This window comes from Sulfitobacter donghicola DSW-25 = KCTC 12864 = JCM 14565 (assembly GCF_000622405.1).
GTDB lineage: Bacteria > Pseudomonadota > Alphaproteobacteria > Rhodobacterales > Rhodobacteraceae > Sulfitobacter > Sulfitobacter donghicola.
In genome coordinates this window covers 1571563-1596326 of record NZ_JASF01000005.1, presented here as the reverse complement: position 1 = coordinate 1596326, position 24764 = coordinate 1571563, and the positions used below count along the sequence as shown (strand labels likewise).

Genomic DNA, 24764 nt, shown 5'->3' with positions numbered 1-24764 from the left:
TGGGAATACCTGCAGTGGGCGTGAAGAAAGACCGGAAAATGGAAAGTGATATTGGTATCGGGATTGCCCCCACAAAAAAGGCAAAAAACTTACTTCGGGGTCTTTTGGATCGAAAGATACAAGAGGATCGCCCAGGCGTTTTCCCTTCAGTGATTTCAAAGATCTACAAATCTAAGGATACGGAAGCCATACGCTGGTCCGATTTTCAACTTCGATACAACAACCAGTACTCACATGTGCAAATACCTAGAGATTTTCCGCACTCACCAGACCCGTTTCGTGAGACAATTCTACTTAAAATGACGAACCCAACAGTTCGTGCACGTACAATAGTTGACCGTGGAAATCGAAACGCATCAAAAGTTGTTCGATCCTTTAAGAAGCTAAAAGATATCAATCGCGCAATCGCCGACCACAACCACACCCAAATACTAGCCAATATGACGGAGTACCTAGATGAGTTTGGGTTCTCCCATATTTTGCTGCGGAAAGCGGCATTTATCGCGTCCACGACCAATGAGAAGGATCGATCCGAAGAGTTCAAATCACTGATTGATAGACTCGAATTTTCAAAGCGCGATGTGATCAGACCAAGCCTTCTAGATGCCTACAACCGAAAAAGGCAGTATTTGGGTGTGGTTTCGAACATCATGAATATTTCAGGTCAAAGTGAGCGGAGCAGTTTTAGAAAGGCTATTTCAAAATTCACTGTTAGACCAATTTGCTACAGCGAAAGAGAATTTAGCGAAACCTTAGAGGCTTTTTCAAACTATTCGCTTGTAGACGCTCTTCACTTTCTCTCACTTCACATCGAAACACAGACCGATCTCAATATTTGGCCTGAGCTATCAAGGATTTGGTCGGATCTTGATGATGAAGTTCGGGACGTAATGTTTTGCGACTTGGTCAATCAAGAAACTTTGCAACCCTTTTACGCCGACACGGACGAAGAAGGGGAAAAAACTGATATATCAAGCTATCGCCACCTTTCAGCGTTTCTTGAGTGTCAAAGTCACGTCAAATTGCGCGCTGTCGGAGACTTCTATTTCGCATACAAACCGGAAACATCTAGTGAACCCTCGTTTGTTGGTATGCTGAGAGAAGAACGTTACGGGCAGGCAATTTCGTGGCAAGGCTTAACTTGTAAGGAAACGACTAAAGGGACACTACTAGTAGGCCAGGCGTCAGGCAGCCTGAGCACGCTCGAACGAACGCTAGCGATGGCGATATTCTTCGCTAGGCAACCCCTGCCAGAAAGTACTGGCGCAGACGAAATACTATGTTTGATGAACGAAACTACATTTGCGGATCGAGTAATTTCCAAGAGAGTGTTGAACCAACTTTACGATCAAGCTCGAGCTTCCGGCGACCAATTGTTTCAGATAATTCCTCTTTGCCTACTTGCTGTCGATCCACAAAACACTCGGGATGAGTTTCGATTGAGGCGTGTTTTGCAAGACTATGTGCGTGAAAACTTTGCTTCTGACTATGTCAGCTTCATTGACGACGTACATGAGCAAGCGCCTCAGGTTGGTATCTATCTATATCAAGTCTCAACAGATGAGTTTTTATTACAATTTTATCATTTGTTCGACGAGTCCTCCCAGGCAGTTGAATGCCGTGCGAAACTTCACGAACTAATGTACAAACACTACGGAGACCGGCGGTTCCAAGATCTCGCCGATAGCCTAAGGTTGTCTGCAAAAATTTCTAAAGCACGAGAAGAGCTTGATGACTCGCGTATATATGTCGACTTAACCAGGTTTGGAAATTGGCTTAAGGACCATCAACTCGAACGGATGTTGACACTAATTCGTTCTGGCGCCCTGCAGAAAGATACTCTTGAGAGCCTCAATATTTCAACGATTAACAGCTCCCAGGGCAATGAGTCCGAATTCATGAAAATACTTGGGGAATGCTATAGGGAGTTTTGTGAAAATCGCATCTTTGGGATTGCGTCCTTTCTTGGGCGGCGCATCCGGCATGGAACACTTAGAGGGACGCTATTGCAAGACTTTGAACGTTCAGTCGATGAGCGCTTTCCACAATTCTTTCGCACCGAACCATGCAGGGAGTATTTCGACCAATGGAAAGACGACTTCGAAAGATACATCAAAAAAATTGGATCAGATTACTTTCATATTAGGTCTCAGCAAAAAACTAAGGGAATGATAAACCCAGAGATTACTGAGGGGCGAAAATTCGGATACCTAAAAGCAGGCGCCAATTCGATCCTGGATGCCTTTGAAGACTACGAAGACCCAGAGTATTTTATACGTATAATAAGCGAAACCTGCTGGCAAATAGCCACTACGGACCTGCAAAATGCGCAACAAGTTATTGCGTCTTGCAAGGCAACCAGGCGGATTGTGTCTATACCTGAGCCCGCGAAGGCTGGACTCGGCCCCAACCATGTTGAGTTTATTAAGCATATGAACGCAAAACTCGACGAGAAGTTTGGTCTTATTGCATCATGGTTCAACCGGCCGCGAATTACTGTTCCTAGTGTGGATTTACCCACGCTTCTTCGAGTGGTTCAAAGCGAAGTAAGTGAAGAGTTTAACAGCTACGAAGGTGCAACTACTGATGAGAGCCAAACAAGAATAGAGTTGACCGGATCCTCCTACCACATAGTGTACGATTTCCTGTTTGTGACCCTAAAGAATGCAGCAGAACATGGGAAGCCCGGAGGAAACGTAAGCATCGACGTTAGTGCTGCTTTTCAGGATGCCATGGTCACGCAACTCGTGCTGAAAATTTCTTCCGAGTACAAAGAACAAGAGGACGCATCGACAGTGAATGAGCAGGTAAATCTCTGCCGCTTGGATGCTTTGGACCTCGCTTACGTCGAGGAGGGCAAGAGTGGGTTGCGTAAGATAAAACGACTAGAGAGGGATTGGAATGAAGTATCTGAAGTGTCCATAGATGCCGCCGAGGATGGGTTTCATGTGACGATGACGCTGGATTTGATACGTTGAATATACTGATAGTTGAAGACGATGAGTTCAAGTTGAACGCACTACAACGGCTTGTAACTGACGTACGCGATGACATAAAAATCGAGATCTGCAAAAGTGTAAAAGCAGCCGTCAAAGCCGTTTCAGAGCGAGATCACGACCTCTTAGTCTTAGATATGTCGCTCCCCTCTCATGACTTGGAACTAGCTGAAGGCTTGGGCATACCTCGACTGTCTGGGGGCATCGAAGTTCTCTTTGAGGTGCAGTATCAGGCAAAGAAAATGCCGACCATTATAGTTACTCAATATCCTGAGATTGAGCTGGAAAACCGGATGGTGCCGATTTCTGAAGTAAGAAAATACTTGATTGACGCATTCGAAATTGAAGTCGACACATGTCTATTTTTTGACCTGGAAGACATGACTTGGTCAGAAGAACTTAGAAGGGTTTTAGCCGCGAGATGAAGATACTTATTGTCGAAGATTCGATTGAAAAATTTGAAGAAATTCGCTCGGTAATCACCGATAATTTTGACTGGTGTTCAATTGAGTTTCACTGTGCTGGAAGTGTTCATGAGTATTGCAAGGTGATCAATTCTCAAAAGTTTGATCTGATTATCTTGGACATCCTTCTACCCCGGAGGTCCGGTGAGGACGCGATTGATGTTTCCAACGAACTTATGCAAGAGCGCGTGGGTACACTCAATCAAGAATCCTTTGCTGTAGCCTTAACGGCAATGACATCACCAGAGTATGATACGCTGCTGTGCTTCAATGAGTGCTCAGTACCTGTCCTGATGCATGGACACTCAGATTCCGCATGGAAACCCCAGCTCTCAAAAATCGTAAACGGCCTATCCGATGTCTCGATGCTCGATTTTGCAATATGTTGTGCACTCGAAAAAGAAGCCGACGCTTTCGAAGAAACTGATGCCACGCTTAAACCATGGAAATCTGATTTAGGTGCCCTGAGGTGGCGGCCAATTCAAGTAGGGGATCAGAAGGGGGCGATTTTTGTCTTTCCACAGATGGGTGTTACACAGTCCGCCCTGTACACATCCAGAGTGCTAGAGGCATTTCAGCCAAAAGTAGTCGCTATGTCTGGAATATGTGCCGGTCTTAAAGATGAATGCAATTTGGCGGACATCGTCGTCGCCACCATGGCGTGGGACCATCAGGTAGGCAAGATGACTGACGAAGGCTTCAAGCAAGAGATTAATTTGGAAAATGTGGATCCGGATGTAATTGGTCGACTAAAGCACGTACAGAAGACGCGCCCAACGACTTTCAATCTCCTCGCCAATGGAGAGCATTCGACCAAGAACTACTCTCCAAAAATCGTTTTCGGACCGGTCGCATCTGGCTCTGTGGTAGTTGCAAGCACAAAGGAAATTGCGCGTATTGAGGCGCAGCAGCGCAAGGTAGTCGGAGTCGAAATGGAAATAGCGGCCTTCCTTGCTGCATGCAGCTACAGCCGTGTTAAACCCAAAGCCTTTGCTGCGAAATCAGTTGTCGATTTCGCCGACGCAGATAAAGATGATGACGTTCATAGCATTGCATCAATAGCATCTGCTCAATATGTGGTAAGCGTGTTGCCGGACATCTGCACAATGTAGTCTGGCAATACGATACACATCGGGAGCCTTTGGAATTCCTAGAACAATCAGAAACAGAGCGCACCTTGGAAAAAGCTTACTACCAAGAAAAATTTGCAGCGTTCTGCTGTGAAAATGGTTCCTCAGTTCTGGGAATCTTGACTGCTCACCATCGGCATGACCTAGAACACTTGCAACGCAATGCCTGGATCGAGCAAATCCAATATCTAAAGGGCTCTCTGCCTCCTACTTCGCCAGGCATGTTGTTCTTCGAGTTCATCATACCTCGCATGGGCAAGCGCGCCGATTGCATTCTCGTTACAGGAGGGATCGTCTTTGTTATTGAATTCAAAGTTGGCTCGTCGACCTTCGATCGGCATGCCATCGAACAAGTCCATGACTATGCCTTGGACCTAAAGAACTTTCATGAAGGTAGCCACGCCTCCACAATCATTCCTGTTTTGATTGCCACGAAATCTGACAAAAGCGAATTCGTTCTGGACCTTGGCCCAGATGGGGTAGCAGCTCCAATCTGCATAGGACGGTCAGGCCTCGACGACCTTCTCGCTCAAGCTTCTGGCATACCGCGTGAGCAATCTGTTTCATCACCCAGTTGGGAGGCATCCGGATACAAACCGACACCGACCATAATCGAGGCCGCACAGGCTCTCTACAAATCGCACGATGTCACCGAAATTTCCCGTTCAGACGCGAGCGCTAAGAACCTGAAGGCGACCTCTGACCGCATCGCGGAAATCATCGAAACTTCCAAACGAGAACACAAGAAATCAATTTGCTTCGTAACTGGTGTACCGGGCGCCGGCAAAACGCTCGCAGGGCTAAACATCGCGGCAAGTCGTGCTGAAAGGCATGAGAACGAAAACGCAGTTTTCCTATCTGGCAACGGTCCTTTGGTCACAGTATTGCGAGAAGCTTTGGCTCGGGACAAGGTTGAGCAAGGAAAGGTAAGCGGTGAAAAGATCTCAAAGAAGGATGCTGAGCGGGAAGTAAGCCTCTTTGTTCAGAATATTCACCACTTTAGAGACCACTACCTAAACGATCCAGACGAACCTTTTGAGCATGTGGTCGTCTTTGATGAGGCCCAACGCGCATGGACAACAGATCAAGCCTCAAAATTCATGCAAGCAAAGCGGGGGGTGGCGGACTTCGATCAATCTGAGCCAGAATTCTTGATTGGAGTCATGGATCGCCACTCCGAATGGTGCACGATCGTTTGCCTTATCGGTGGTGGCCAGGAGATCAATACTGGCGAAGCAGGCCTTGGAGAATGGTTGAGAGCGGTCGAGAACCGCTTCTCTGATTGGGAAGTGCACGCGTCGACCCTCTTGGACGATCCACACTATACGGTTTCTCAGGATGCTGTAGAGCTTCTGCGCTCGCCGAAGATTTCAAAGCACGAAGATCTCCATTTGTCGGTTTCGATGCGATCATTTCGCGCGGAAAAACTTTCTTCTTTTGTGTCATCTGTATTGGATGGCGATGTATCGTCGGCCTCTGAGGCTCTGGCTAGCTTGGGCGACAGGTACCCGATACTCCTTACGCGTGACCTTGCCTCTGCCAAGAATTGGTTGAACGGCATGGCGCGCGGGAGTGAGCGGACAGGCCTGGTGGCATCTTCAGGCGCCCATCGTCTGCGCCCCGAAGGGATACATATCAAGTCTGCGATTGATCCCAAAAGCTGGTTCCTGAACGACAGCCAAGACGTGAGATCCTCTTACTATTTGGAAGATGTCGCAACAGAATTTGACATCCAAGGCCTTGAGCTGGATTGGGCAGGCATGTGCTGGGATGCAGATCTCAGAATGGTGGATGGCTCCTGGCAATTCAATGCATTCAAAGGAAGCAAGTGGCAGTCTGTGAATTCTTCAACGCGGCAGGTGTATTTGCTCAATGCCTACCGGGTTCTTCTGACAAGAGCCCGCCAAGGCATGATCATTTTTGTCCCGAATGGCGATGCTAAGGATCCAACTCGCCCACCGGCTTTTTATGATCAAACCTATGATTTCTTGCGTGGGTGTGGAATTCCTGAACTCATGTAGAACGACAGTCTTTAAGTACGACAAGCACCTGCCCGACCTGTAACTCCTTTGCGTTCAAATCTAGCTCACGGATCACGTACCGGCCGGCACGGCCTGAAATGTGGCGGCGGTAGGTTTGACCATCCGGATCAATGAACAGACAGCGTATGTCGCTGTAGTCGCCCCAGACACCTGCGATGGCCATTAGCGGGATGCCTTCGGGCAAGCGATCGACTTTTTGATAGTCGCGATAGTCGATGCCGTGATCTAAGGCTTGGCGGAAACCGAGCGTGAATTGAATGTGTTCGAACTGCATGTGTTGCCTTTCTGCGGCTTGGAAACTCGTCAAAGCGAGTGACCGGAGCTGCGGTGACTGTCTCTCCCGTCTAGCTCTCGTTCAGCCGTTTCTCGGCGTCTTTCGCTAGTTTCCAGCTGTTCTCTAATCCCGCCTGAAGCGTGTCGTAATTCTGCTCCTCGCGCAGCAAGGCGGCCAATGTGGTGACGGACGTGAGATGTGATTTCATCAATAGCGCCACGCAATGCGCCAAGCCATTCACCTTGAATTCGATCCTGCTGGTCGAGCGTTTCTCCAAGGCGTGCAATTCCTTGGCTGAGCTCTCGCAGGCCGTCACCAACCGTTCGACGGATGCGAGCAATTCGCGCTCCAATGCTGTCAGGGGTGTTGTCGGTGGAATGGTCATCTAAGGCTCCTTGATCTCGATGCAGCTGATGGGCGTACCCGCCATCGTGCAGGTCTTCAACTCGGTCCGGTCGGGGTCCAGCGTCACCCATATCTGACCGCCCTGTTCGATCCGCGTCAGACCCAGCTCCTTCAATTCCGAGCGCGTGATCAAACCCATCCAGAACCAACTCGCCAGCAGCACCGTCACGACCCAGGCTGAGATCATTCCCACGATCACCCAGGGCGAGATCGTCAGCCAACGCCTGATCGTCTCGCTGCGCCTCTCCAACTCGCTCTTGCTGTCGCTCAGAAGGAACCTGATATCTGTCTCGATTGTATGCAGCGCGCTGGTCGCAATTTTGCTGAAATCGCTCCTGAAGCTCTCCAGTTGAGATGCCATCAAGGCGGCGTGGTCGCTCCGGATCGCCTCCAGGTCCGCGTTCAATTTCTCGGCGAGGCGGTTCGGCTTGCCAGTCGTCATGGAAAATCTCTCCTTTCAATCGCCAGCGCTCGCCGGTGTCGGGGTCTTGGGCAGTGATGTAATTCTTGCTGGCACGGGGGATCTCGAATCCCGCGTCAGTCAGTGCGTGGCTCATGCTGGCACGGTCAGTGATGATGCCGATGCTGATCTGATCCAGGATCCAGTCGTGAAGCGCTTCGCGACCTTGCGCCCGCGTCGGCGCTTCAATCGTCGCCCTCACTTCGCGGGCGCGTTCTGGATCTAAAGGGTCTGCCCAACCGTGCGTCTTGTTCAAAAGATCGCGCAGGCTGGCAAAGGCGTTCTCATGCCCTGGCGGTGCGATGTTCAACGCCTTGCCCGTGCTCAGCTCAAGGCGTGGCGCGCAGAAGTGCAGTTCGACGTTGCCCTCGTGCGTATGGCGCACCCAAAGGCAGTCGTATTGATCCCTGTCCAGCCCAGCAAAGGCCAGAGCCTCAAATAGCTCAATGGCCTCTTGCTGTGCGTCGGGACTGGGATCATCGCTGTCGGCAAAGCTGATGACGCCTGCCGTGTAGCTCCACTTGTTGGGGCTTGCATCGATCAGGTCGCGGGTCTGGTTTGGGTTTCCGTGCAGCACCTCGGGCAGCGGGTCGCGGATCTTGGTTTGCGGCTGGCCGTTGTCGTCGCGGATCAGATTACGGTTCTCGTCATAGGCCAGAACTTCGCGCGCGGTCAGGTAGTCAACGGGGGCCGTACCGCCGCCGGTGCCAGTGGAGAAGAACGAGATGATCAAGCGTCACCGCCTGCGTGTGCCGCCACGATCTGCGCTAACTGCCGTTCGATGACCACTAGCTGCGTCGCGACCTTGAGCGCATCGATCTGGCTTGCACGACCAGATTTGACCGCGCCGTTGATCCAGCGGGAGAGCTGGTTGAGGTTGCCGCCGACACGGGCAATCGCAAAGGTCAGCTTCGGGTCAACTCGGGGGACGGGCTTGCGCCGACGTGCCTCAGTCAGCCCCAAGGCCTCGCGCATCAACGTGGCATTGGGCAGACCAGCGGCGTGCGCTTTGGCCACAAGCGCGGCCTTTTCCGACGGGCTGCATCGAAAGATCACGCTCTCGGAAAGGCCCTCTTTGACGCCGCTTGCGTGCGTCTGGTTGGGGTTTGAAGGGGAGGCTGGCCGCCCCTCACAAGTCCCGCCGATGTAATCGGTGGGTAACCTTGCTCTCTGCTCTTTGGCGGGACCAGTTGCATTCATGATCGGAGCCCCGCCGCCTCGATTTCAGCAGGGCTGACCAGGTTTGCGGCCAGCAAAGCGGTTACTTGGCCGGGCGTGATATGGCGGCATAATGGATGGCGGTTCGTGACCCAGTCGGCCAAACCTTTCAGCAATTCAGCCTCTTTGGCTCTGCCCGCTTCTCGCGCCTCCTCAACCTCGTGAAGGTATTTCAACCAACGGCCAGAGGAGAACCAATTGTCGGAGAAGCACACCTTGGAGCGGGTGAAACCTTCACTCTCGGTCGCATAGGCCCGCACGGCGTCCTCAAGGTCTTTGGCATCCACTCCGTTGGCCAGCGCTTGGCGGATTTGCGAGAGACAAACCGCTTTGCTGCGAATCCGATCCTCCGGATAAGCGGACAAAATCTTTTTAGAAACTTCATCCTCCACCGCCGCCTTCGCGTGCGAAGGATTTGGTTTTTGATATGGTTTATATCTGTTCTTATAGGATTTGCCCTCTGGGGCAGATGGCTTGCCCTCAGGGGCAAATGCATCATCTTCCCTTTCGGTCGGATCGATTTGCCCATTTGGGCAAATGGAGTTGCCCAAGGCATACCAACAGGTCCGATCATAACGATCATCGCTAAAATTGCCCTTGATGATCAGCTCCGCGCTGACCAGTTTTTCAAGCGCTGTGCGGATCTGCTTTTCGCTCAGATAGGGGAACAACTCACCAAAGGCCGAGATCGAATTGTAGGTCCAATACCGCCCGTCTCGAAGGTTGCGGCGATTGGCTTGGTTCTTCTCGATCCAGAAGGTGATGTTCTGAAAAATCACCGCTGCATTGAGACCTACACGCCCGGCGATTTCGGGGTCAAAGCTATGGCGGCTCATGATTGCCCCCCGAAATACGCACAAACGTGCGAATTTTGTACAGGTTTTGTACGAGAAATTGGCCGTTTCAGCTGATTTCGGCCTGAAAGCTCACGGGCCTTTCTGCAAGCTTCCGCACAACGTACTGAAAATAAGCCATATTTTTCAGGTGTTTTTGGCGACCCCGGCAGGATTCGAACCTGCAACCTGCCCCTTAGGAGGGGATTGCTCTATCCAGTTGAGCCACGGAGCCTTGTAACCACTTTCTTACGGTTCGGAAAACGGTTCGCGCAAGCTTGCCACTTTCCTAGCGTGTTGTCTTCCCATCTCTTTCCGGTCCCGGACCCTCCGCTTAGGAGGGGGCTGCTCTATCCAGTTGAGCCACGGGGCCATATTGTTCAGATACCGCAATCCCCACCCCTACGCTAGAGTCTCTGCACGGTCGTTCCCCTGATTTAGCAGACAAAGATTTGGAATAGCATTGCAGCTTCGGCCGCTCTGTTTGATATCCTTGATTGCCTGTCCCTCTTCGACCTACTACGTTGGTCCTAACAACAGCAAATGCAGGAATTCCGCCTTGTCACAACTGCCGAAACGCCCCCTCACATTACGCGATGTATCCGAAGCATGCGGTGTTTCCGAAATGACCGTCAGTCGGGTCTTGAGGAAAAGTGGCGATGTTTCAGCGACAACGCGGGAACGGGTTTTGGCGGCCGCCAAGGAACTGGGATACGTCCCAAACCAAATCGCAGGGTCGCTTGCCTCTCAGCGGGTGAACCTGGTTGCTGTCATTATTCCTTCGCTGAGCAATATGGTTTTTCCCGAAGTCCTGAACGGTATCAATGCAGGGTTGGACGACACGCCCTTACAACCCGTTGTTGGTGTGACGGGCTATCGCCCAGAAAAGGAAGAACAGGTTCTCTATGAGATGCTGTCGTGGCGCCCGTCTGGCGTAATCATTGCGGGGCTTGAACATTCCGAAGCGACGCGCGCGATGTTGCTGAACGCAGGTATCCCAGTTGTTGAGATTATGGACACCGATGGCAATCCGGTTGATGCGATGGTGGGCATCTCTCATAGGCAAGCAGGCCGCGACATGGCCCGCGAAATTCTGCGCGAGGGGTATGAACGGATTGGCTTTTTGGGCACCAAGATGCCGCTGGATCACCGTGCAAGAAAACGGTTTGAAGGGTTTACCGAAGCGCTTGCCAAAGAAGGCATCGAAATCGAGGACCGTGCATTCTATTCTGGCGGCTCTGCCCTATTGAAAGGGCGCGAGATGACAAGGGATATGCTGGAGCGTTCACCTGATTTGGATTTTCTCTACTTCTCGAACGACATGATCGGCGCAGGCGGTCTGCTGCACCTTTTGGACGAAGGAATTGACGTTCCCGGACAGATCGGTCTCGCGGGTTTTAACGGGGTTGAGTTGCTGGCAGGGCTACCCCGCCAGCTGGCCACCATGGATGCCTGCCGTCGTGAAATTGGCGAAGAGGCGGCAAAGATAATCCTAAATGCGTCAAGCAGCGAACCAGACGCTGATTTGCCCAAGACAGTCATCATGAATCCTACTTTGTCAGTCGGTGATACGCTTCGCCGCAAAAAGCGCGGATGAACCTGCCACGTCTGGAAAACTCGGCCGCACGGCGAATTTTTCTGGATCGGCATGCTTTACTTGAATCCCCTCAAGGTCCAGCAAATAGTGACGCTCTTATCGCGTTGATCGAGCGGCTTGGATTTGTGCAGCTAGACAGCATCAACACCGTGGCGCGGGCGCATGACCTTATCCTGTTTGCCCGAAAGCAGCGTTATCGAACAAACGACCTAAAGCGCCTTTACGAAAAGGACAAAGGGCTGTTTGAACACTGGACCCATGATGCCGCGGTGATCCCGCTATCCTACTACCCCCACTGGCAGATGCGAAGGGATCGCGATGCAGCAAAGCTGCGTAAGCAATGGCGCAACTGGCGGCGGGACGGGTTCGAAGACCAACTGCAGTGCGTTTTAGACTTTATCCGCGAAAACGGGGCCTGCGGATCATCCGATGTCGGTCAGGGAGAAAAGCGGGGCTCTGGTGGCTGGTGGGATTGGCACCCCTCCAAAACAGCTCTTGAATACCTCTGGCGCAGCGGCGCGTTGCATGTTGTAGGGCGGCAGAATTTCCAGAAACGCTATGATTTAGCCGAGCGAGCATTGGACCAACAGTTTACAGCGCCGCAGAACCCACCCACAGATGGGGATACAATTGACTGGTGCTGTTCCGGTGCCTTGGACCGGTTAGGCTTTGCCACTTCTGGTGAGATTGCGGCGTTCTGGGCCCATGTGACTGCTGCGGAAGCCAAAGCATGGTGCGCAAAATCACTAACCGCAGGCGATATCGAAGAGTTGGAGATCGTAGGCGCCGACAAAACTTGCAAACGTGTTTTTGCACGGCCCAACCTTTTTGCTGACGCCGCGATCACCCAACAAGCACCACAGCGGATCAGGGCCCTTAGCCCGTTTGATCCAGCGCTACGCGACCGCAAGCGCGCAAAATTCCTTTTTGGTTTTGACTACCGTATTGAGGTCTTTGTCCCCGAGGCGAAACGGATTTACGGTTACTACGTCTTTCCTCTCTTACAGGGGGAACGGCTGGTTGGTCGCGTAGACATGAAGGCATTCCGTTCCGAAGATACGCTGCGCATTCGCGCTCTGTGGCCGGAAAGGGGTGTTGCATGGGGCAAAGGGCGCCAAGCCGCATTTGAAGCCGAGCTAGATCGCCTAAAACGTCTGGCAGGTGTAAACAACATCGAATTTGAAGCCGATTGGCTCAAACCATCTGCCGATCACCAGTTCTGATTGCGCGTGTGTTGCGTTCTACAGGTGTGGCAATTGCTCTTTTAGATCAGCCATTCAAACCTCTTTTAGCTTGTCCTATCGCCCCCCTTCTTTTCCTTCGGCTTTACATCAGCACTGTATAGAGTTTTGCTGAGCGCCTCGGAGGGTTCCAGTATGGACGCGGATTTTATTGTTGTAGGTGCAGGCTCGGCTGGTTGCGTTTTGGCCAACCGGTTAAGCGCAAATCCACGAAACAAAGTTGTTCTTCTTGAAGCAGGCGGGCGGGATTGGAACCCGTGGATTCACATCCCTGTTGGCTATTTCAAAACGATCCATAATCCTGCGGTGGACTGGTGTTACAAAACCGAACCTGATCCGGGGTTGAACGGCCGTTCTCTGGAATGGCCACGCGGCAAAGTGTTGGGGGGCTCATCCTCCTTAAACGGTTTGCTTTATGTGCGCGGACAGCCCCAAGACTATGATCGCTGGCGCCAGATGGGAAATGCAGGATGGGGATGGGATGATGTTCTGCCCCTCTTCAAACGCGCCGAGAAAAATGAACGTGGCGCAGATGAATTTCATGGAGACCAAGGCCCGCTTTCTGTTTCCGACATGCGTGTTCAACGCCCCATCACCGATGCATGGGTGGCTGCGGCACAGGCTGCTGGATACCATTTCAACCCCGATTATAACGGCGCGGATCAAGAAGGCGTCGGGTTCTTCCAGCTCACCGCACGCAATGGTCGGCGTTGCTCTGCCGCCGTTGCCTATCTGAATCCCGCACGCCAGCGCGGCAACCTTGAAATCATCACCCATGCGCAGGTCGAAAAGATCGTGCTAGAGGGTCAGCGCGCAGTCGCGGTGCAATACAAAGACAAATCAGGTGCCGTACACACAGTGCGTGCAGGTAAGGAAATCATCCTGTCCGGTGGCACGATCAATTCTCCTCAACTGCTGATGCTGTCAGGGATTGGCGAAGCTGAACAGCTTCAGGAGCACGGCATCGACGTAAAGGCTGACCTGAAAGGTGTTGGCAAAAACATGCAGGACCACTTGCAGGCACGATTGGTCTATAAAACGCATGAACCGACCCTAAACAACGAGGTTTCGAGCTTGCTAGGACGGGCCAAAATCGGGTTGAAATATATGCTGAACCGCTCAGGTCCAATGACCATGGCGGCCAGCCTCGCGACTGGCTTTCTGAAAACCCGACCAGAAATGGAAACCCCTGATATCCAATTCCATGTTCAACCCCTTTCGGCCGAGAACCCGGGAAAAGGGGCCGACAAATTCTCTGCGTTTACCATGTCTGTTTGCCAATTACGCCCAGAGAGCAAAGGCGAGATCAGGCTCGCGTCATCAGATGGCGCGGTCTATCCCCGCATCATCCCCAATTACCTTTCGACAGAAACAGATTGCCGAACGGTGGTTGAGGGGGTGAACATTGCGCGACGCATTGCACGTCACGCGCCGCTCACCTCAAAAATCTCAACCGAGTTCCGCCCAAGCCCTGATTTGGACATCGAAGATTACGATGCAACTTTGGATTGGGCCCGTAACAACACCGCATCCATCTATCACCCAACGGGTACCTGTAAGATGGGTGATGACCCATCCGCTGTTGTAGATGCCCGCCTGCGCGTTCACGGGATTGCAGGGCTGCGCGTTGCTGATTGCTCGATCATGCCTGAAATCGTCTCAGGGAATACCAATGCGCCAGCAATTATGATCGGCGAAAAGGCAAGTGATCTGGTGCTAGCGGATAACCCACTCTAATCCTTTCGGATCAGAGCAAAAAGCATTGCGAACCCCCACCCTCTCTGCTCTGTCTGATCGGCAGGAGGCTGCGATGCACCAGTTTGTTCCGAAATGCCATTCATGATGACCAGAGCGTTAGAGAGCATATCTCAAAACGCGCGTATCTGCCTGATAATCGGGCTAGCTGCCGGCGTTTTCTGGCCTGAGCTGGCCAACGCCTTGGCCTATTGGATGCCCGTTCTGGTTGCCGTTCTACTAACCGTCACGGCATTGAGGATCGGGCATGTGGCGGTCTCCAGTGCTGCTGCAGATCTCAGATGGGGGTTTGGAGCGGTTGCGGTTTTGCAGCTTGCGGTTCCCTTGATTATTTTCTGCATCCTAACGCTGTTGGGCGTCGCCCATACGCCTGCCGCTCTCGCGATGGTATTGGTCACCTCTGCGCCTGCTCTTTCTGGCAGCACCAATTTGGCTCTTTTGCTGGGGTTAGATGCGGGAAAGATGATGCAAATTATGGTTTTGGGAACTGCGACCTTTCCCATAACGGTATTGCCAATCCTTTATTTGTCTCCCCAAATCGGAACCTTTTCAGATGTATTGCAGTCATCAGCTTTAGTTTTAACAGTCATTCTATGCGCAACGCTGGTCGGGTTTGGCCTGCGCGCTGCGCTGCTTCCACGCCCAACACAAAAACAAATTAGCGCATTGGATGGCGCTTCGGTATTGGTATTCTGCATCCTCGCCGTCGCGTTGATGGCCCCCCTCAACGCCGCCATTCGCGCCGATGCAATGCAGGTAGTTCTATGGGCTGTTCTTGCCTTTGGGATCAGCTACGGACTACAGATAATAACATTAATGGTGCTTCGGCGTTCTGCGCTGCGATCTGTTGCTGGGCCGCTTGCTATCGGGGCAGGAAATCGAAACATCGCCTTGTTCCTAGTCGCTCTTCCGTCAGAAACTTTGGCGCCCCTTCTTGTTTTTATTGGCTGTTGGCAGCTTCCTATGTATCTCACTCCAATCTTACTTCCTTCACTCTATCGAAAGGCATTGCATGACGGCTGACTACCCTCGCATTCGTCGTGTTGGGCTGGCTGGATTGCTTGTGCAATTCGGTGAGGGCATGAGCGAACCCGCTAACCGAGCGGCCATCGCCTTTCGCGCGGCAGTAGAGGCGCAGCATTGGCCAGAGGTCTGGGAAACTTCCACCTCTCTGGTTTCTACCTTTGTCAGCGCCGACCTCATATCATCCGCGCCAAACGCACTGTCGGAGAAACTGCAAGGCCTTCTAGAGCAATCAGACTGGTACGCCGCCCCCTTGCCTGCTGGCAGAACCCTTTGGGAAATCCCCACGCTTTACGGCACCGACGCGGCCCCGCAACTAGAAGAGGCCGCGACAGCTGCGGGCGTCACCCCCGAACAAGCGATTCACGAGCTTTCATCGGCGCGGGTCCGTGTATTGACCATCGGCTTTGCCCCCGGCCAACCCTACACAGGAGAGCTGCCCCCCCATTGGGACATCCCGCGCCAGCAAACGCTAACGCGGTCCGTTCCCAGTGGCGCGTTGGTTGTGGCTATTCGGCAATTGATCGTTTTCACCAATGCCTCGCCCACAGGGTGGCGCCACATTGGGCAAACGGCCTTTCGAACATTTCGCCCGACCGGTGTCGAACCAATTGCCCTCACCCCTGGTGATGAACTTTCTTTCCCGTCTGTTTCCCAAGCGGAGTATGAGAAAATCTGCAAAAGTGACCAGTCAGGCGATGGCGGCGCGCAACGGAGCGCTCTACCATGAGCCGCAACCTCACAATCCTATCATGCGGCCCCGCCATGACCATCCAAGACAAAGGGCGGCGCGGTTATCTGGCCCAAGGGCTAACACGTGGCGGAGCGGCGGACATGACCGCCCTTCACGAAGGGGCTGCCCTGCTAGGGCAATCACCTGACCTCGCCGCGATAGAGATGGTCGGGATGGGCGGGCAGTTTCGCGCGGATGCCGACATTCGCATTGCGCTGACAGGCGCACCAATGAGCGCAAAACTGGACGACGAGCCTTTGGTTTGGAATGCCAGTCACCTGCTGCCAGCAGGTTCTGTGCTATCCATCGGTGGTGCGCACAGCGGAACCTATGGATACCTGCATCTGGGTGGGGGCATAGACACACCCGTAATGATGGGGGCACGGTCTGCCCATCTGAGCGGCGGGATCGGCGCGGCCTTACAGGCCAATGAAACACTGCCAATCGGAAATGACAAAGGCACCACAACGGGCATGACCTTGCCTGTTAAAAACCGGTTTGAAGGGGGGCTCATCCGTATCACCTCCTCCATGCAGACAGAGCAATTCGATCGCCAGACGATCACCCGCTTCACCTCGACCGAATTCAAAAGAGACCCGAGAGGCAACCGCATGGGCGTTCGGATGGACCACCAAGGTGATCCGTTCCACGCCGCCGACCAACTCACGATTTTGTCCGACGTTATCGCAACGGGTGATATTCAGGTCGCAGGTGATGGCGCACCATTTGTGCTGATGTGTGAATGTCAGACGACAGGGGGATACCCCCGCATCGGTACGGTCCTGCCTTCTGATATGGCCCGTGTCGCGCAGGCACCTGCTGGTGCCGCGATCTCGTTTCAATTTGTCGAACTCGAAGAAGCCCGCGCAATCGAGCAACGGGCACAAACCGCACTGGCAACATTAGCAGGTTCGCTCACTCCCTTGTTGCGCGACCCTGCTACCATCCGCGACCTACTCTCCTATCAATTGATCAGCGGCGTTGTTTCTGGCACCTCTGACCCAACCCAATTTGAGGAATAATCATGCGCGTAGATCTAAATGCTGACATGGGCGAAAGCTTTGCCGCTTGGACGATGGGCGACGATGCCGCTTTGCTGAAAACCGTGACCTCGGCCAACATCGCCTGTGGCGGCCATGCTGGTGATCCAGATGTTATGGCCAAGACGATGACCATGGCACATGCCAATAACGTAGGCATCGGCGCCCACCCGGGCTTTATGGATTTGGCGGGTTTCGGCAGAAACCGCATGTCAGTTCCCAGATCCACATTGCAAAACCAAATCCGCTATCAGGTGGCGGCCAGCATCGGAATGGCCCGCAGTGTTGGCGCCAAGGTGCGCCACCTAAAACTGCACGGCGCGCTGTCGAATATGGCCTCCGAAGACCCCGTATTAGCCCGCGACCTTTACGAGGCGGCGCTGTCAGTTGCCCCTGACCTGATTGTCATGATCCTTGCCCAAACCGCGCATCAACAAGCGGTCGAGGAACTGGGGTGTGAATGGGCCGGAGAGATCTTTGCCGATCGCGCCTATAATGATGATGCAACCTTGGTTGATCGCAGCATAAAAGGCGCGGTGATCCATGATCCTGAGATAGCAGGCAAACGCATGGTCGAGATGGTGAAAGCTGGCGCAATCATCACCGATAGCGGCAAACATATCCCTGCATCAATCGACACGATCTGCCTGCACGGTGATACGCCAACCGCCGTTCAAATCGCAGCCTCCGTTCGCGCGGCTCTGGAAGACAACGACGTTACCGTCCAAACCTTTGAAGGTCATCGCTGATAACAACGAAAGAGGGGCAGACCCTATCGGGAGCTCTGCCCCTCTGTCTTTCAGGTCTTTTCGCTTACGGTTTTTGCCGCCTCATACTGCGTCAGGAAAATTTCACCTGTCATCTCTTGTAAGAAATGCTGTTCCTTCAGGCGGTCCATCACAGGGCCTTTCACTTCGGACAGATGCAGCTTTACATCCATCTCGTGCAGGCGGTTGTTGATCATCTCAAGAGATTCCAACGCGCTCAGATCGATCTCGTTTATGGCAGAGCATTGCAAGATGACATGCCGGATTTCTTTGTCACCTGCCACGCGGTTGTAAACCTTGTCCTCTAGGAAACGCGCGTTGGCAAAATACAGGCTTTCATCCACACGCAAGGTCACCACGCTTGGCTCTGTGATAACAACGTGGCGCAAGATGTTTCTATAGTGCTCAGTGCCCGGCACCTGGCCAACTTCGGCAACGTGGGGTTTTGAAGACTTATAAAGGTGCAACAAAATCGACAGGCCCACACCTGCGGAAACGCCAATTTCAACCCCCACAATCAAAGTAAGCAGAATCGTCACAAGCACGGCAGCAAAATCTGCTTTCGAATAATCCCAGCTTCGTTTCAGGATCGAGAAATCAACCAAACTCAACACCGCGACAATGATCGTCGCGGCCAAAGTGGCCTTGGGCAGGAAGTAGATGAGGGGCGTCAGCGCCAAAGCGGCAATCGCCAAACCAACCGCTGTAAACGCACCCGCCGCTGGCGTTTCGGCACCCGCATCGAAATTCACAACCGAACGCGAGAAACCACCCGTCACCGGAAAACCACCCGTTAGCGACGCCCCGATATTCGCCGCACCCAGACCAATCAATTCTTGGTCTGGGTCAATCCGCTGGCGCTTTTTCGCGGCAAGAGTTTGCGCCACCGAGATCGATTCAACGAAGCCGATGATAGATATCAAAAACGCTGGAAGCAAAAGCTGGCCCAGTAGATCGGGCGAAAAGGAAGGGATCGTAAAGGGCGGCAAGCTTTGCGGTACTTCGCCCACAATCTTTACCCCACGATCAGCCAAACCAAAGACCCAAACAGCGAATGTTGTGAGCACAACGACAGCAACAGGTCCGGTTTTCACCAACACACCTGTGAGGGTTTCGCCTAGCCCCAAACCTTCCAACATGGGTTTAAGACCCTTGCGCACCCAGAATAGAAAGCCAGTTGCCAAAACGCCGATAACAGCCGTGATCCAGTTTATATCTGACAGATGCGCGGCCAATGACAGGACCAGATCCAACAAGTTATGACCATGAGCATCGACACCAAAGATATGCTTGAGCTGGCTCGCGGCGATGATGATCCCCGAGGCGGTGATGAACCCCGCGATAACAGGGTGGGACAGGAAGTTTGCGATAAAGCCAAGGCGGAACAACCCCATCGCCAACAGCATGACACCCGACAACCCCGCCAAAGACAAGGCCGCGACGGCATAGCCCATCGTACCTTGTTCAACGATATTGCTCAGCGCGGCGGCGGTCATCAAGGAAACCACTGCAACCGGACCAACAGCCAATGCACGGCTGGTCCCGAACATCGAATAAAGAATGATCGGCACAATAGACGCATACAGACCCGCCTCTGGTGGGAGGCCCGCCAATAGCGCATAGGCAAGGGATTGCGGGATCAACATGATCGTTACAATCAACGCCGCCATCAGGTCATTTGACAAAGCGGAACGATCGTATTGCCGCCCCCACGTGAGAACGGGCAGGTAGTTGGAAAGGGTCATACTGATCTCGGAAATTGGGGCTGCTCCTATTTAGAACAGAAGCAGCCTAGAAGTTACTTAACGGTGACTTTTTCAGGTTTGGCCATCCACTCGCGGCCCTTGAGCATGCCCATCCAGTAAACTGGCGGCAGCATCTTTTCCTTCAGGAACCACGCCGCGCGGGATGGTTTTGTACCATCTACGATGAACTTGGGGAAACTTGGCAACATGGTGCCGCCATAACCGAATTCGGCCAAAACAATCTTACCGCGCTCAACAGTGAGCGGACAAGAACCATAGCCGTTGTACTGGGCCGCTGGTGCCTTGCCGTCGATATCCGCCACGATGTTTTCGGCGACAACTGGTGCCTGAATACGCGCCGCAGCCGCAGTTTTGGCGTTAGGTGCGTTCATGACATCCCCCAATGACCAAACATTGTCATAGGTTTTATGGCGCAGGGTTGCCTGATCAACATCCACCCAACCCGCTGCATCTGCCAAAGGCGAGACACGGATAAAGTCAGGCGCAGATTGCGGTGGGCAGACATGCATCATGTCAAACTCCATCTCAACCCGTTCGACCGGTGCATCAGGCTTTGCAACGTCGAACCATGCTTTCTTTGCAGGGCCGTCCACAGCAACAAGGTTGTGGAAGAAATTCAGGTTCGCGTCGTATTTCTGGACGTATTCCATCAAGGCTGGAACGTAGTCTTTGACACCAAACAGGACACCACCCGCATTGTTAAACTGGATATCGATATCCTTTAGGACACCACGGCGGAACCATGCATCGCCGGATAGATACATCGCCTTTTGCGGCGCACCTGCGCATTTGATCGGCATCGGCGGCTGGGTAAAGATCGCACGACCTTCTTTCATGCCGTTGACCAATTCCCACGTGTAAGGGGCAAGGTCATAGCGATAGTTCGAGGTCACGCCATTGTGGCCTAGCGTCTCAACCAGACCTTCGATCTTGTTCCAATCCAGTTTCAAACCCGGACAAACGATGAGCCGCCCGTATTTCACGACGCGGCAACCATCCAGAACAACGGCGTTGTTTTCAGGCTCAAATGCGGCAACCGCAGATTTGATCCAGTGAACACCACGCGGAATCAAAGACCCCATCGTGCGGGAGGTTTGCTGTGGTTCAAAAATGCCACCGCCAACCATGGTCCAACCCGGTTGGTAATAGTGAACATCAGCTGGGTCGATTACAGCAATTTTGAGGTTAGGCTTACGCCCCTTCAAGCTTGCAGCGGCGGCAATACCGCCCGCGCCCGCGCCAACAATGACAACATCAAAGCTGGCGTCACCGGTATCCGTTGGCGTCTTGCCGCCATTCACAATACGCCGAACAACACCGCCCATATCATAGCCAGCGGCCTTGGTCGCAGCCAGAATGTCCGCAACGCTTTTTTGACCTGCTTGCCCTAACGACCACAGAGTTGCCGAACGGGTTCCTGTCCGGCAATAGGCCAATGTCGGGCCTGGTTGTTCGGTCAAGATTTTATTGAAATCGGTCGCGTTGTCATCAGTCACTTTACCAGCGACGATAGGAAGATACGCAACCTCGATGCCATGTTTTGCCGCCTCTTTGGCGATCTCATCGCATGTCGGCTGGTCTGCACCTTCGCCATCGGGACGGTTACAGATGATCGAACGGAAACCCGCATCCTTGATCGCCTGCATATCGCTGGGCAAAATCTGTTCGCTAACGGACAGACCTGCTGTCAGTGATCTAATCTTCATTCTGTTTCTCCTAGATCAGATGCCGTTTACCGGCACCTTCAACATCTGGTTCCCGTCTTTGTCTGTCGGGACTTCTCCAGCGCGCATGTTTACCTGCAGCGAAGGGATGATAAGTTTTGGCATGGACAGCTGTGCATCACGCTCGGTGCGGAATTTCACAAACTCTTCGCGGGTTTTGCCGCCGCCAACATGAATGTTGTCGACCTTTTGCTCTGCCACTGTGGTTTCCCACTGAATCGCACGGCCATTCGGGCCGTAATCGTGGCACATGAACAAACGTGTCTCATCCGGCAGGGCAAGGACCTTTTGAATGCTGTCATACAGCTCTTCTGCGGACCCACCGGGGAAGTCACAACGCGCCGAGCCACCATCCGGCATGAACAACGTATCGCCAGCAAATGCAGCGTCACCCAGCACGTGAACCATGCAAGCAGGTGTGTGACCCGGCGTATACATCGCAAAACCTTGCATCTCACCCACCATATAGGTGTCGCCATCTTTGAACAGCGCATCGAATTGCGATCCATCGCGCTGGAATTCAGTGCCTTCGTTGAAAACTTTGCCAAAGGTTTCCTGAACGATCAAAATCTTTTCACCAACACCGATTTTGCCACCCAGTTTTTGTTGAATATAGGGCGCCGCGCTTAGGTGATCTGCGTGGACATGCGTCTCGATAATCCAGTCAAGGGTCAGGCCGCGTTCTTGAATTTCCGCAATCAGTTTATCCGCGTGATCATAAGTAATGCGGCCCGCGGCATAGTCGATGTCCATAACGCTATCGATGATAGCGCAGTGGTTGCTGGCTGGATCCTTGACGATATACGTGATCGTATTTGTCGCCTCATCGAAATGCGCAGACACATCGGGCTTTACGGCCATATTGACTGGATAGTTCATTTTATGTCCTCCTGTATTCAGGCTATCGAAAGGGTGGCATCGGTTTCTTTGCCAACCACCCCAAACTAAAAATTCTTTTGGTCAGCTAAAAATCGGCGACCATACGTTTTTGTGATCTGGCGCTAGGCCTTAGCCCAATCACCGCAACGAAAAATGCAGCGGCAAATCCCCCTAAAAGGGTCCGCCGCTGCAACCATTTTATAACGAGTCGTTTACGACAAGGTTACATTTTGCAGGTGCGGATACCGAACACGCGGTAAAGCGGGCAAAAGCGCATGCCTGATGTCACGATGGCGATCAACCCAGCGATAATTGCAACAGCCGTTGCAAGGCCTGAGTCGAAAACTGCCCAACCGGACATGAACGGCAAAGCCAACAATACAACGCCCAGAATGATGCGGATGATGCGATCGATAGTACCTAGATTAGCAGTCATTTTAATTTCTCCCATTAAAGCTGGCCTCAGAATATATGTTTGCGATTCTGCGTTCAGTGACATTGTCACCAAAGGGCAAAAAGCTTCTCATGTGTTATGATCTGCCAGCTGTTCGAGGTGGGTTCGGTCCAGCAAAACAACCTTGCCACGGCTTTGCTCGACCCATCCCCGCCGTTGAAACTCTTGTAACTGGCGCGACACCACTTCACGGGCTGTACCCAGCTCGACAGATAGTTTTTGATGAGTGGTGGTGACGATGTCGCCTTCTTTGGACAGTTCGATTAACTTATGCGCCAGCCGCACATCCAGACGCTGGAATGCTACCTCGTCAATCATCAGAAACAGGTCCGTGATCCGTTTAGAAAACGCGGCAAAAACGAAATCGCGAAATGATTTGGATTGCGCCACCAAATCATCAAACACTGCGCGGGGCACCGCAGCGGCGCGCACCGCGCTTTCGGTAATCCCCTCGGCGGAATAATCGTCATAGGCCAGCAAACAGGCAGTGGTCAAAACACAGCTTTGACCCGCATGAATCCGGTATAAAACAATCTCGTGCCCCGTCTCGGAAACCTGTTGAACGCGCACCGTACCATCCAGCAAAAACAACATATTCTCAGGCGAATTTCCCGGCCCGAAAATCGTCACGCCTTCCGGCACCGAAATCACAGCACTGCGCGCAAGCAAAAGCTCTTTGATCGGGGATTCCAGCCGCGACAAACCGGGAAAGCGTTCAACCCATTCTTCTGTTTGCGTCATACCTTTGCCTCTTCCGTTTGAGGATTTTCCAACGGCGCAAGCCGCGCCATCAATTCCCCTCGGTTCGCAGCGATATCTGCAACAGTCAAATCATCCAGAACAGCCATGAATGCGTTCGTCGCCTCCTGCATCTTGTTCGAAAGCACGCAGACCCCCATGAGAGGGCATGTGTTTTTCTCGGAGTTAAAACACTCGACCACATCCAGCGGTCCTTCGGTGATGCGCACCACCTCACCGACAACTATTTCCTCGGCTGGACGCGCCAATCGAAACCCGCCACCTCGACCGCGTACCGTTTCCAAATAACCTGCCCTGCCTAACTCATGCACAATTTTCATGATGTGCGGGCGGGAAAGGTTGTGAACACGGGCTACATCTTCGATCCGGACCAAATCCGGCGCCTTTAATGCAGCTAACTGCAATGAGCGCATCGCATAGTTTGAGTAATTGGTGAGTTTCATGGTGCATCCTGTTGTCGCACCCAAAGATATATTCAAACTATTGCTTTTGTAAATACGTCTGACTAAATCAAACAAAGAATCATTCTAAATATAGGAAAAAATCATGAGCCTCAGAATCGGCGACACAGCCCCAAATTTTGACGCGGAAACCACTACAGGCCCGATCAACTTTCACGATTGGATCGGTTCCCAGTGGGCGTTCTTTTTCAGCCACCCAGCTGATTTCACACCTGTCTGCACAACCGAGATGGGCCGCACTGCACAGCTGGCGGAACAATTTGCTGCGCGGAATGTCAAACCAATTGGCCTATCCACTGACACCGTAGCCGAGCACGTAAAGTGGATCGACGACGTAAACGATACGCAAAACACAACGTTGCGCTTTCCTATCGTCGCGGACGCTGATCTAAAAATCGCAAAACTCTACGACATGATCCACCCCAGCGAGAGCGAAACCGCCGCCGTGCGTTCGGTGTTCATCATTGATCCTGACAAGAAAGTCCGTCTGACAATGACCTATCCAATGAGCGTGGGTCGCAACTTTGACGAAATCTTGCGCGTTTGCGATGCACTGCAAACAGGTGATGCAAACAAAATCGCGACCCCTGCCGATTGGGTCCCTGGCCAAGATGTTATCATTCCACCATCCGTTACAGACGAAGAAGCAAAAGCCGCATTCCCACAAGGATTCGAAACATTGCGCCCTTACCTTCGCAAAGTAAAACTGTAACAGTCTAAATCAGAACCCTGACCAGCCCAGA

22 protein-coding genes and 1 tRNA gene are annotated in these 24764 nt (G+C 52.6%); 12 read left to right on the top strand and 11 right to left on the bottom strand.

Going from position 1 to position 24764, the window contains the following annotated elements; all coding sequences use genetic code 11:
- The first annotated feature begins 38 nt into the window (after positions 1-38).
- The 4 genes from Z948_RS0108670 (at position 39) to Z948_RS0108655 (ending at position 6611) form a co-directional block, all read left to right on the top strand.
- Positions 39-2978 carry a hypothetical protein gene (locus Z948_RS0108670; protein WP_162171775.1) on the top strand — a complete coding sequence of 980 codons (2940 nt, stop codon included), beginning with the start codon at positions 39-41 and terminating at the stop codon, positions 2976-2978.
- The gene (locus tag Z948_RS0108665) at positions 2975-3421 is read left to right on the top strand and encodes a response regulator (RefSeq protein WP_025059171.1); all 447 of its coding nucleotides are present in this window, start codon (positions 2975-2977) and stop codon (positions 3419-3421) included. Before Z948_RS0108670 ends, Z948_RS0108665 begins: the two co-directional genes overlap by 4 nt.
- Positions 3418-4572, top strand: coding sequence for a phosphorylase family protein (locus Z948_RS0108660; protein ID WP_025059170.1), 1155 nt, complete (start codon positions 3418-3420; stop codon positions 4570-4572). Before Z948_RS0108665 ends, Z948_RS0108660 begins: the two co-directional genes overlap by 4 nt.
- 65 nt (positions 4573-4637) lie before the next feature.
- Positions 4638-6611: a DUF2075 domain-containing protein gene (locus Z948_RS0108655; RefSeq protein ID WP_025059169.1), complete on the top strand. Its 1974-nt coding sequence runs from the start codon at positions 4638-4640 to the stop codon at positions 6609-6611.
- On the opposite strand, the gene Z948_RS0108650 is transcribed toward Z948_RS0108655, so the two are convergent.
- The 5 genes from Z948_RS0108650 to Z948_RS0108630 all read right to left on the bottom strand — a co-directional run bounded on the left by Z948_RS0108650 (position 6604) and on the right by Z948_RS0108630 (position 10057).
- The gene (locus Z948_RS0108650) at positions 6604-6906 is read right to left on the bottom strand and encodes a hypothetical protein (protein ID WP_025059168.1); all 303 of its coding nucleotides are present in this window, start codon (positions 6904-6906) and stop codon (positions 6604-6606) included. The two genes, Z948_RS0108655 and Z948_RS0108650, sit on opposite strands and share 8 nt — an antisense overlap.
- A 29-nt stretch (positions 6907-6935) precedes the next feature.
- Positions 6936-8504 carry a relaxase family protein gene (locus Z948_RS0108645; RefSeq protein WP_025059167.1) on the bottom strand — a complete coding sequence of 523 codons (1569 nt, stop codon included), beginning with the start codon at positions 8502-8504 and terminating at the stop codon, positions 6936-6938.
- The gene (locus tag Z948_RS19200) at positions 8501-8971 is read right to left on the bottom strand and encodes a plasmid mobilization protein (RefSeq protein WP_245604566.1); all 471 of its coding nucleotides are present in this window, start codon (positions 8969-8971) and stop codon (positions 8501-8503) included. Before Z948_RS19200 ends, Z948_RS0108645 begins: the two co-directional genes overlap by 4 nt.
- The gene (locus Z948_RS0108635; RefSeq protein WP_025059165.1) at positions 8968-9825 is read right to left on the bottom strand and encodes a hypothetical protein; all 858 of its coding nucleotides are present in this window, start codon (positions 9823-9825) and stop codon (positions 8968-8970) included. Before Z948_RS0108635 ends, Z948_RS19200 begins: the two co-directional genes overlap by 4 nt.
- Before the next feature lie 155 nt (positions 9826-9980).
- Positions 9981-10057: transfer RNA gene (locus Z948_RS0108630), tRNA-Arg, on the bottom strand.
- Between the two features lie 333 nt (positions 10058-10390).
- Between Z948_RS0108630 and Z948_RS0108625 the strand changes: the two genes are divergently transcribed.
- The 7 genes from Z948_RS0108625 (at position 10391) to Z948_RS0108595 (ending at position 17960) form a co-directional block, all read left to right on the top strand.
- Entirely contained in the window at positions 10391-11419 is a 1029-nt protein-coding gene (locus Z948_RS0108625; protein ID WP_425427151.1) for a LacI family DNA-binding transcriptional regulator, read from the top strand.
- Positions 11416-12642, top strand: a complete 1227-nt coding sequence (locus tag Z948_RS0108620; RefSeq protein ID WP_025059163.1) for a winged helix-turn-helix domain-containing protein — start codon at positions 11416-11418, stop codon at positions 12640-12642. The genes Z948_RS0108625 and Z948_RS0108620 overlap by 4 nt, the downstream gene beginning before the upstream one ends.
- A 153-nt stretch (positions 12643-12795) precedes the next feature.
- The gene (locus Z948_RS0108615; protein ID WP_025059162.1) at positions 12796-14397 is read left to right on the top strand and encodes a GMC family oxidoreductase; all 1602 of its coding nucleotides are present in this window, start codon (positions 12796-12798) and stop codon (positions 14395-14397) included.
- 324 nt (positions 14398-14721) lie between these two features.
- Positions 14722-15438, top strand: a complete 717-nt coding sequence (locus tag Z948_RS0108610; RefSeq protein WP_245604565.1) for a hypothetical protein — start codon at positions 14722-14724, stop codon at positions 15436-15438.
- Positions 15428-16168: a 5-oxoprolinase subunit B family protein gene (locus Z948_RS0108605; protein ID WP_025059160.1), complete on the top strand. Its 741-nt coding sequence runs from the start codon at positions 15428-15430 to the stop codon at positions 16166-16168. Before Z948_RS0108610 ends, Z948_RS0108605 begins: the two co-directional genes overlap by 11 nt.
- The gene (locus Z948_RS0108600; protein ID WP_025059159.1) at positions 16165-17193 is read left to right on the top strand and encodes a 5-oxoprolinase subunit C family protein; all 1029 of its coding nucleotides are present in this window, start codon (positions 16165-16167) and stop codon (positions 17191-17193) included. The genes Z948_RS0108605 and Z948_RS0108600 overlap by 4 nt, the downstream gene beginning before the upstream one ends.
- Positions 17193-17960, top strand: coding sequence for a LamB/YcsF family protein (locus Z948_RS0108595; RefSeq protein WP_025059158.1), 768 nt, complete (start codon positions 17193-17195; stop codon positions 17958-17960). The genes Z948_RS0108600 and Z948_RS0108595 overlap by 1 nt, the downstream gene beginning before the upstream one ends.
- 50 nt (positions 17961-18010) lie before the next feature.
- Here the strand turns inward: Z948_RS0108595 and Z948_RS0108590 are convergent, their stop codons facing one another.
- The 6 genes from Z948_RS0108590 to Z948_RS0108565 form a co-directional block, all read right to left on the bottom strand.
- On the bottom strand, positions 18011-19723 hold the full coding sequence (locus tag Z948_RS0108590) for a SulP family inorganic anion transporter (RefSeq protein WP_037951411.1): 1713 nt from the start codon (positions 19721-19723) through the stop codon (positions 18011-18013).
- Between the two features lie 53 nt (positions 19724-19776).
- Entirely contained in the window at positions 19777-21450 is a 1674-nt protein-coding gene (locus tag Z948_RS0108585; protein ID WP_025059156.1) for a bifunctional protein tyrosine phosphatase family protein/NAD(P)/FAD-dependent oxidoreductase, read from the bottom strand.
- 15 nt (positions 21451-21465) lie between these two features.
- The gene (locus Z948_RS0108580; protein WP_025059155.1) at positions 21466-22347 is read right to left on the bottom strand and encodes an MBL fold metallo-hydrolase; all 882 of its coding nucleotides are present in this window, start codon (positions 22345-22347) and stop codon (positions 21466-21468) included.
- 223 nt (positions 22348-22570) lie between these two features.
- Positions 22571-22783, bottom strand: a complete 213-nt coding sequence (locus tag Z948_RS0108575) for a YgaP family membrane protein (protein WP_025059154.1) — start codon at positions 22781-22783, stop codon at positions 22571-22573.
- Positions 22784-22870: 87 nt separating this feature from the next.
- On the bottom strand, positions 22871-23542 hold the full coding sequence (locus Z948_RS0108570; protein WP_025059153.1) for a Crp/Fnr family transcriptional regulator: 672 nt from the start codon (positions 23540-23542) through the stop codon (positions 22871-22873).
- Positions 23539-24003: an RrF2 family transcriptional regulator gene (locus tag Z948_RS0108565; protein ID WP_025059152.1), complete on the bottom strand. Its 465-nt coding sequence runs from the start codon at positions 24001-24003 to the stop codon at positions 23539-23541. The genes Z948_RS0108570 and Z948_RS0108565 overlap by 4 nt, the downstream gene beginning before the upstream one ends.
- A 103-nt stretch (positions 24004-24106) precedes the next feature.
- On the opposite strand from Z948_RS0108565, the gene Z948_RS0108560 reads away from it, so the two are divergent.
- Positions 24107-24733, top strand: coding sequence for a peroxiredoxin (locus tag Z948_RS0108560; RefSeq protein WP_025059151.1), 627 nt, complete (start codon positions 24107-24109; stop codon positions 24731-24733).
- Positions 24734-24764: the final 31 nt, after the last annotated feature.

Bases quoted from the DNA above. Each gene is read 5' to 3' on its own strand.
- Z948_RS0108670 (WP_162171775.1), top strand. From the start codon at position 39: ATGGAAAGTGATATTGGTATCGGGATTGCCCCCACAAAAAAGGCAAAA.
- Z948_RS0108660 (WP_025059170.1), top strand. From the start codon at position 3,418: ATGAAGATACTTATTGTCGAAGATTCGATTGAAAAATTTGAAGAAATT.
- Z948_RS0108650 (WP_025059168.1), bottom strand. From the start codon at position 6,906: ATGCAGTTCGAACACATTCAATTCACGCTCGGTTTCCGCCAAGCCTTA.
- Z948_RS19200 (WP_245604566.1), bottom strand. From the start codon at position 8,971: ATGAATGCAACTGGTCCCGCCAAAGAGCAGAGAGCAAGGTTACCCACC.
- Z948_RS0108635 (WP_025059165.1), bottom strand. From the start codon at position 9,825: ATGAGCCGCCATAGCTTTGACCCCGAAATCGCCGGGCGTGTAGGTCTC.
- Z948_RS0108620 (WP_025059163.1), top strand. From the start codon at position 11,416: ATGAACCTGCCACGTCTGGAAAACTCGGCCGCACGGCGAATTTTTCTG.
- Z948_RS0108615 (WP_025059162.1), top strand. From the start codon at position 12,796: ATGGACGCGGATTTTATTGTTGTAGGTGCAGGCTCGGCTGGTTGCGTT.
- Z948_RS0108605 (WP_025059160.1), top strand. From the start codon at position 15,428: ATGACGGCTGACTACCCTCGCATTCGTCGTGTTGGGCTGGCTGGATTG.
- Z948_RS0108600 (WP_025059159.1), top strand. From the start codon at position 16,165: ATGAGCCGCAACCTCACAATCCTATCATGCGGCCCCGCCATGACCATC.
- Z948_RS0108590 (WP_037951411.1), bottom strand. From the start codon at position 19,723: ATGACCCTTTCCAACTACCTGCCCGTTCTCACGTGGGGGCGGCAATAC.
- Z948_RS0108585 (WP_025059156.1), bottom strand. From the start codon at position 21,450: ATGAAGATTAGATCACTGACAGCAGGTCTGTCCGTTAGCGAACAGATT.
- Z948_RS0108580 (WP_025059155.1), bottom strand. From the start codon at position 22,347: ATGAACTATCCAGTCAATATGGCCGTAAAGCCCGATGTGTCTGCGCAT.
- Z948_RS0108575 (WP_025059154.1), bottom strand. From the start codon at position 22,783: ATGACTGCTAATCTAGGTACTATCGATCGCATCATCCGCATCATTCTG.
- Z948_RS0108570 (WP_025059153.1), bottom strand. From the start codon at position 23,542: ATGACGCAAACAGAAGAATGGGTTGAACGCTTTCCCGGTTTGTCGCGG.
- Z948_RS0108565 (WP_025059152.1), bottom strand. From the start codon at position 24,003: ATGAAACTCACCAATTACTCAAACTATGCGATGCGCTCATTGCAGTTA.
- Z948_RS0108560 (WP_025059151.1), top strand. From the start codon at position 24,107: ATGAGCCTCAGAATCGGCGACACAGCCCCAAATTTTGACGCGGAAACC.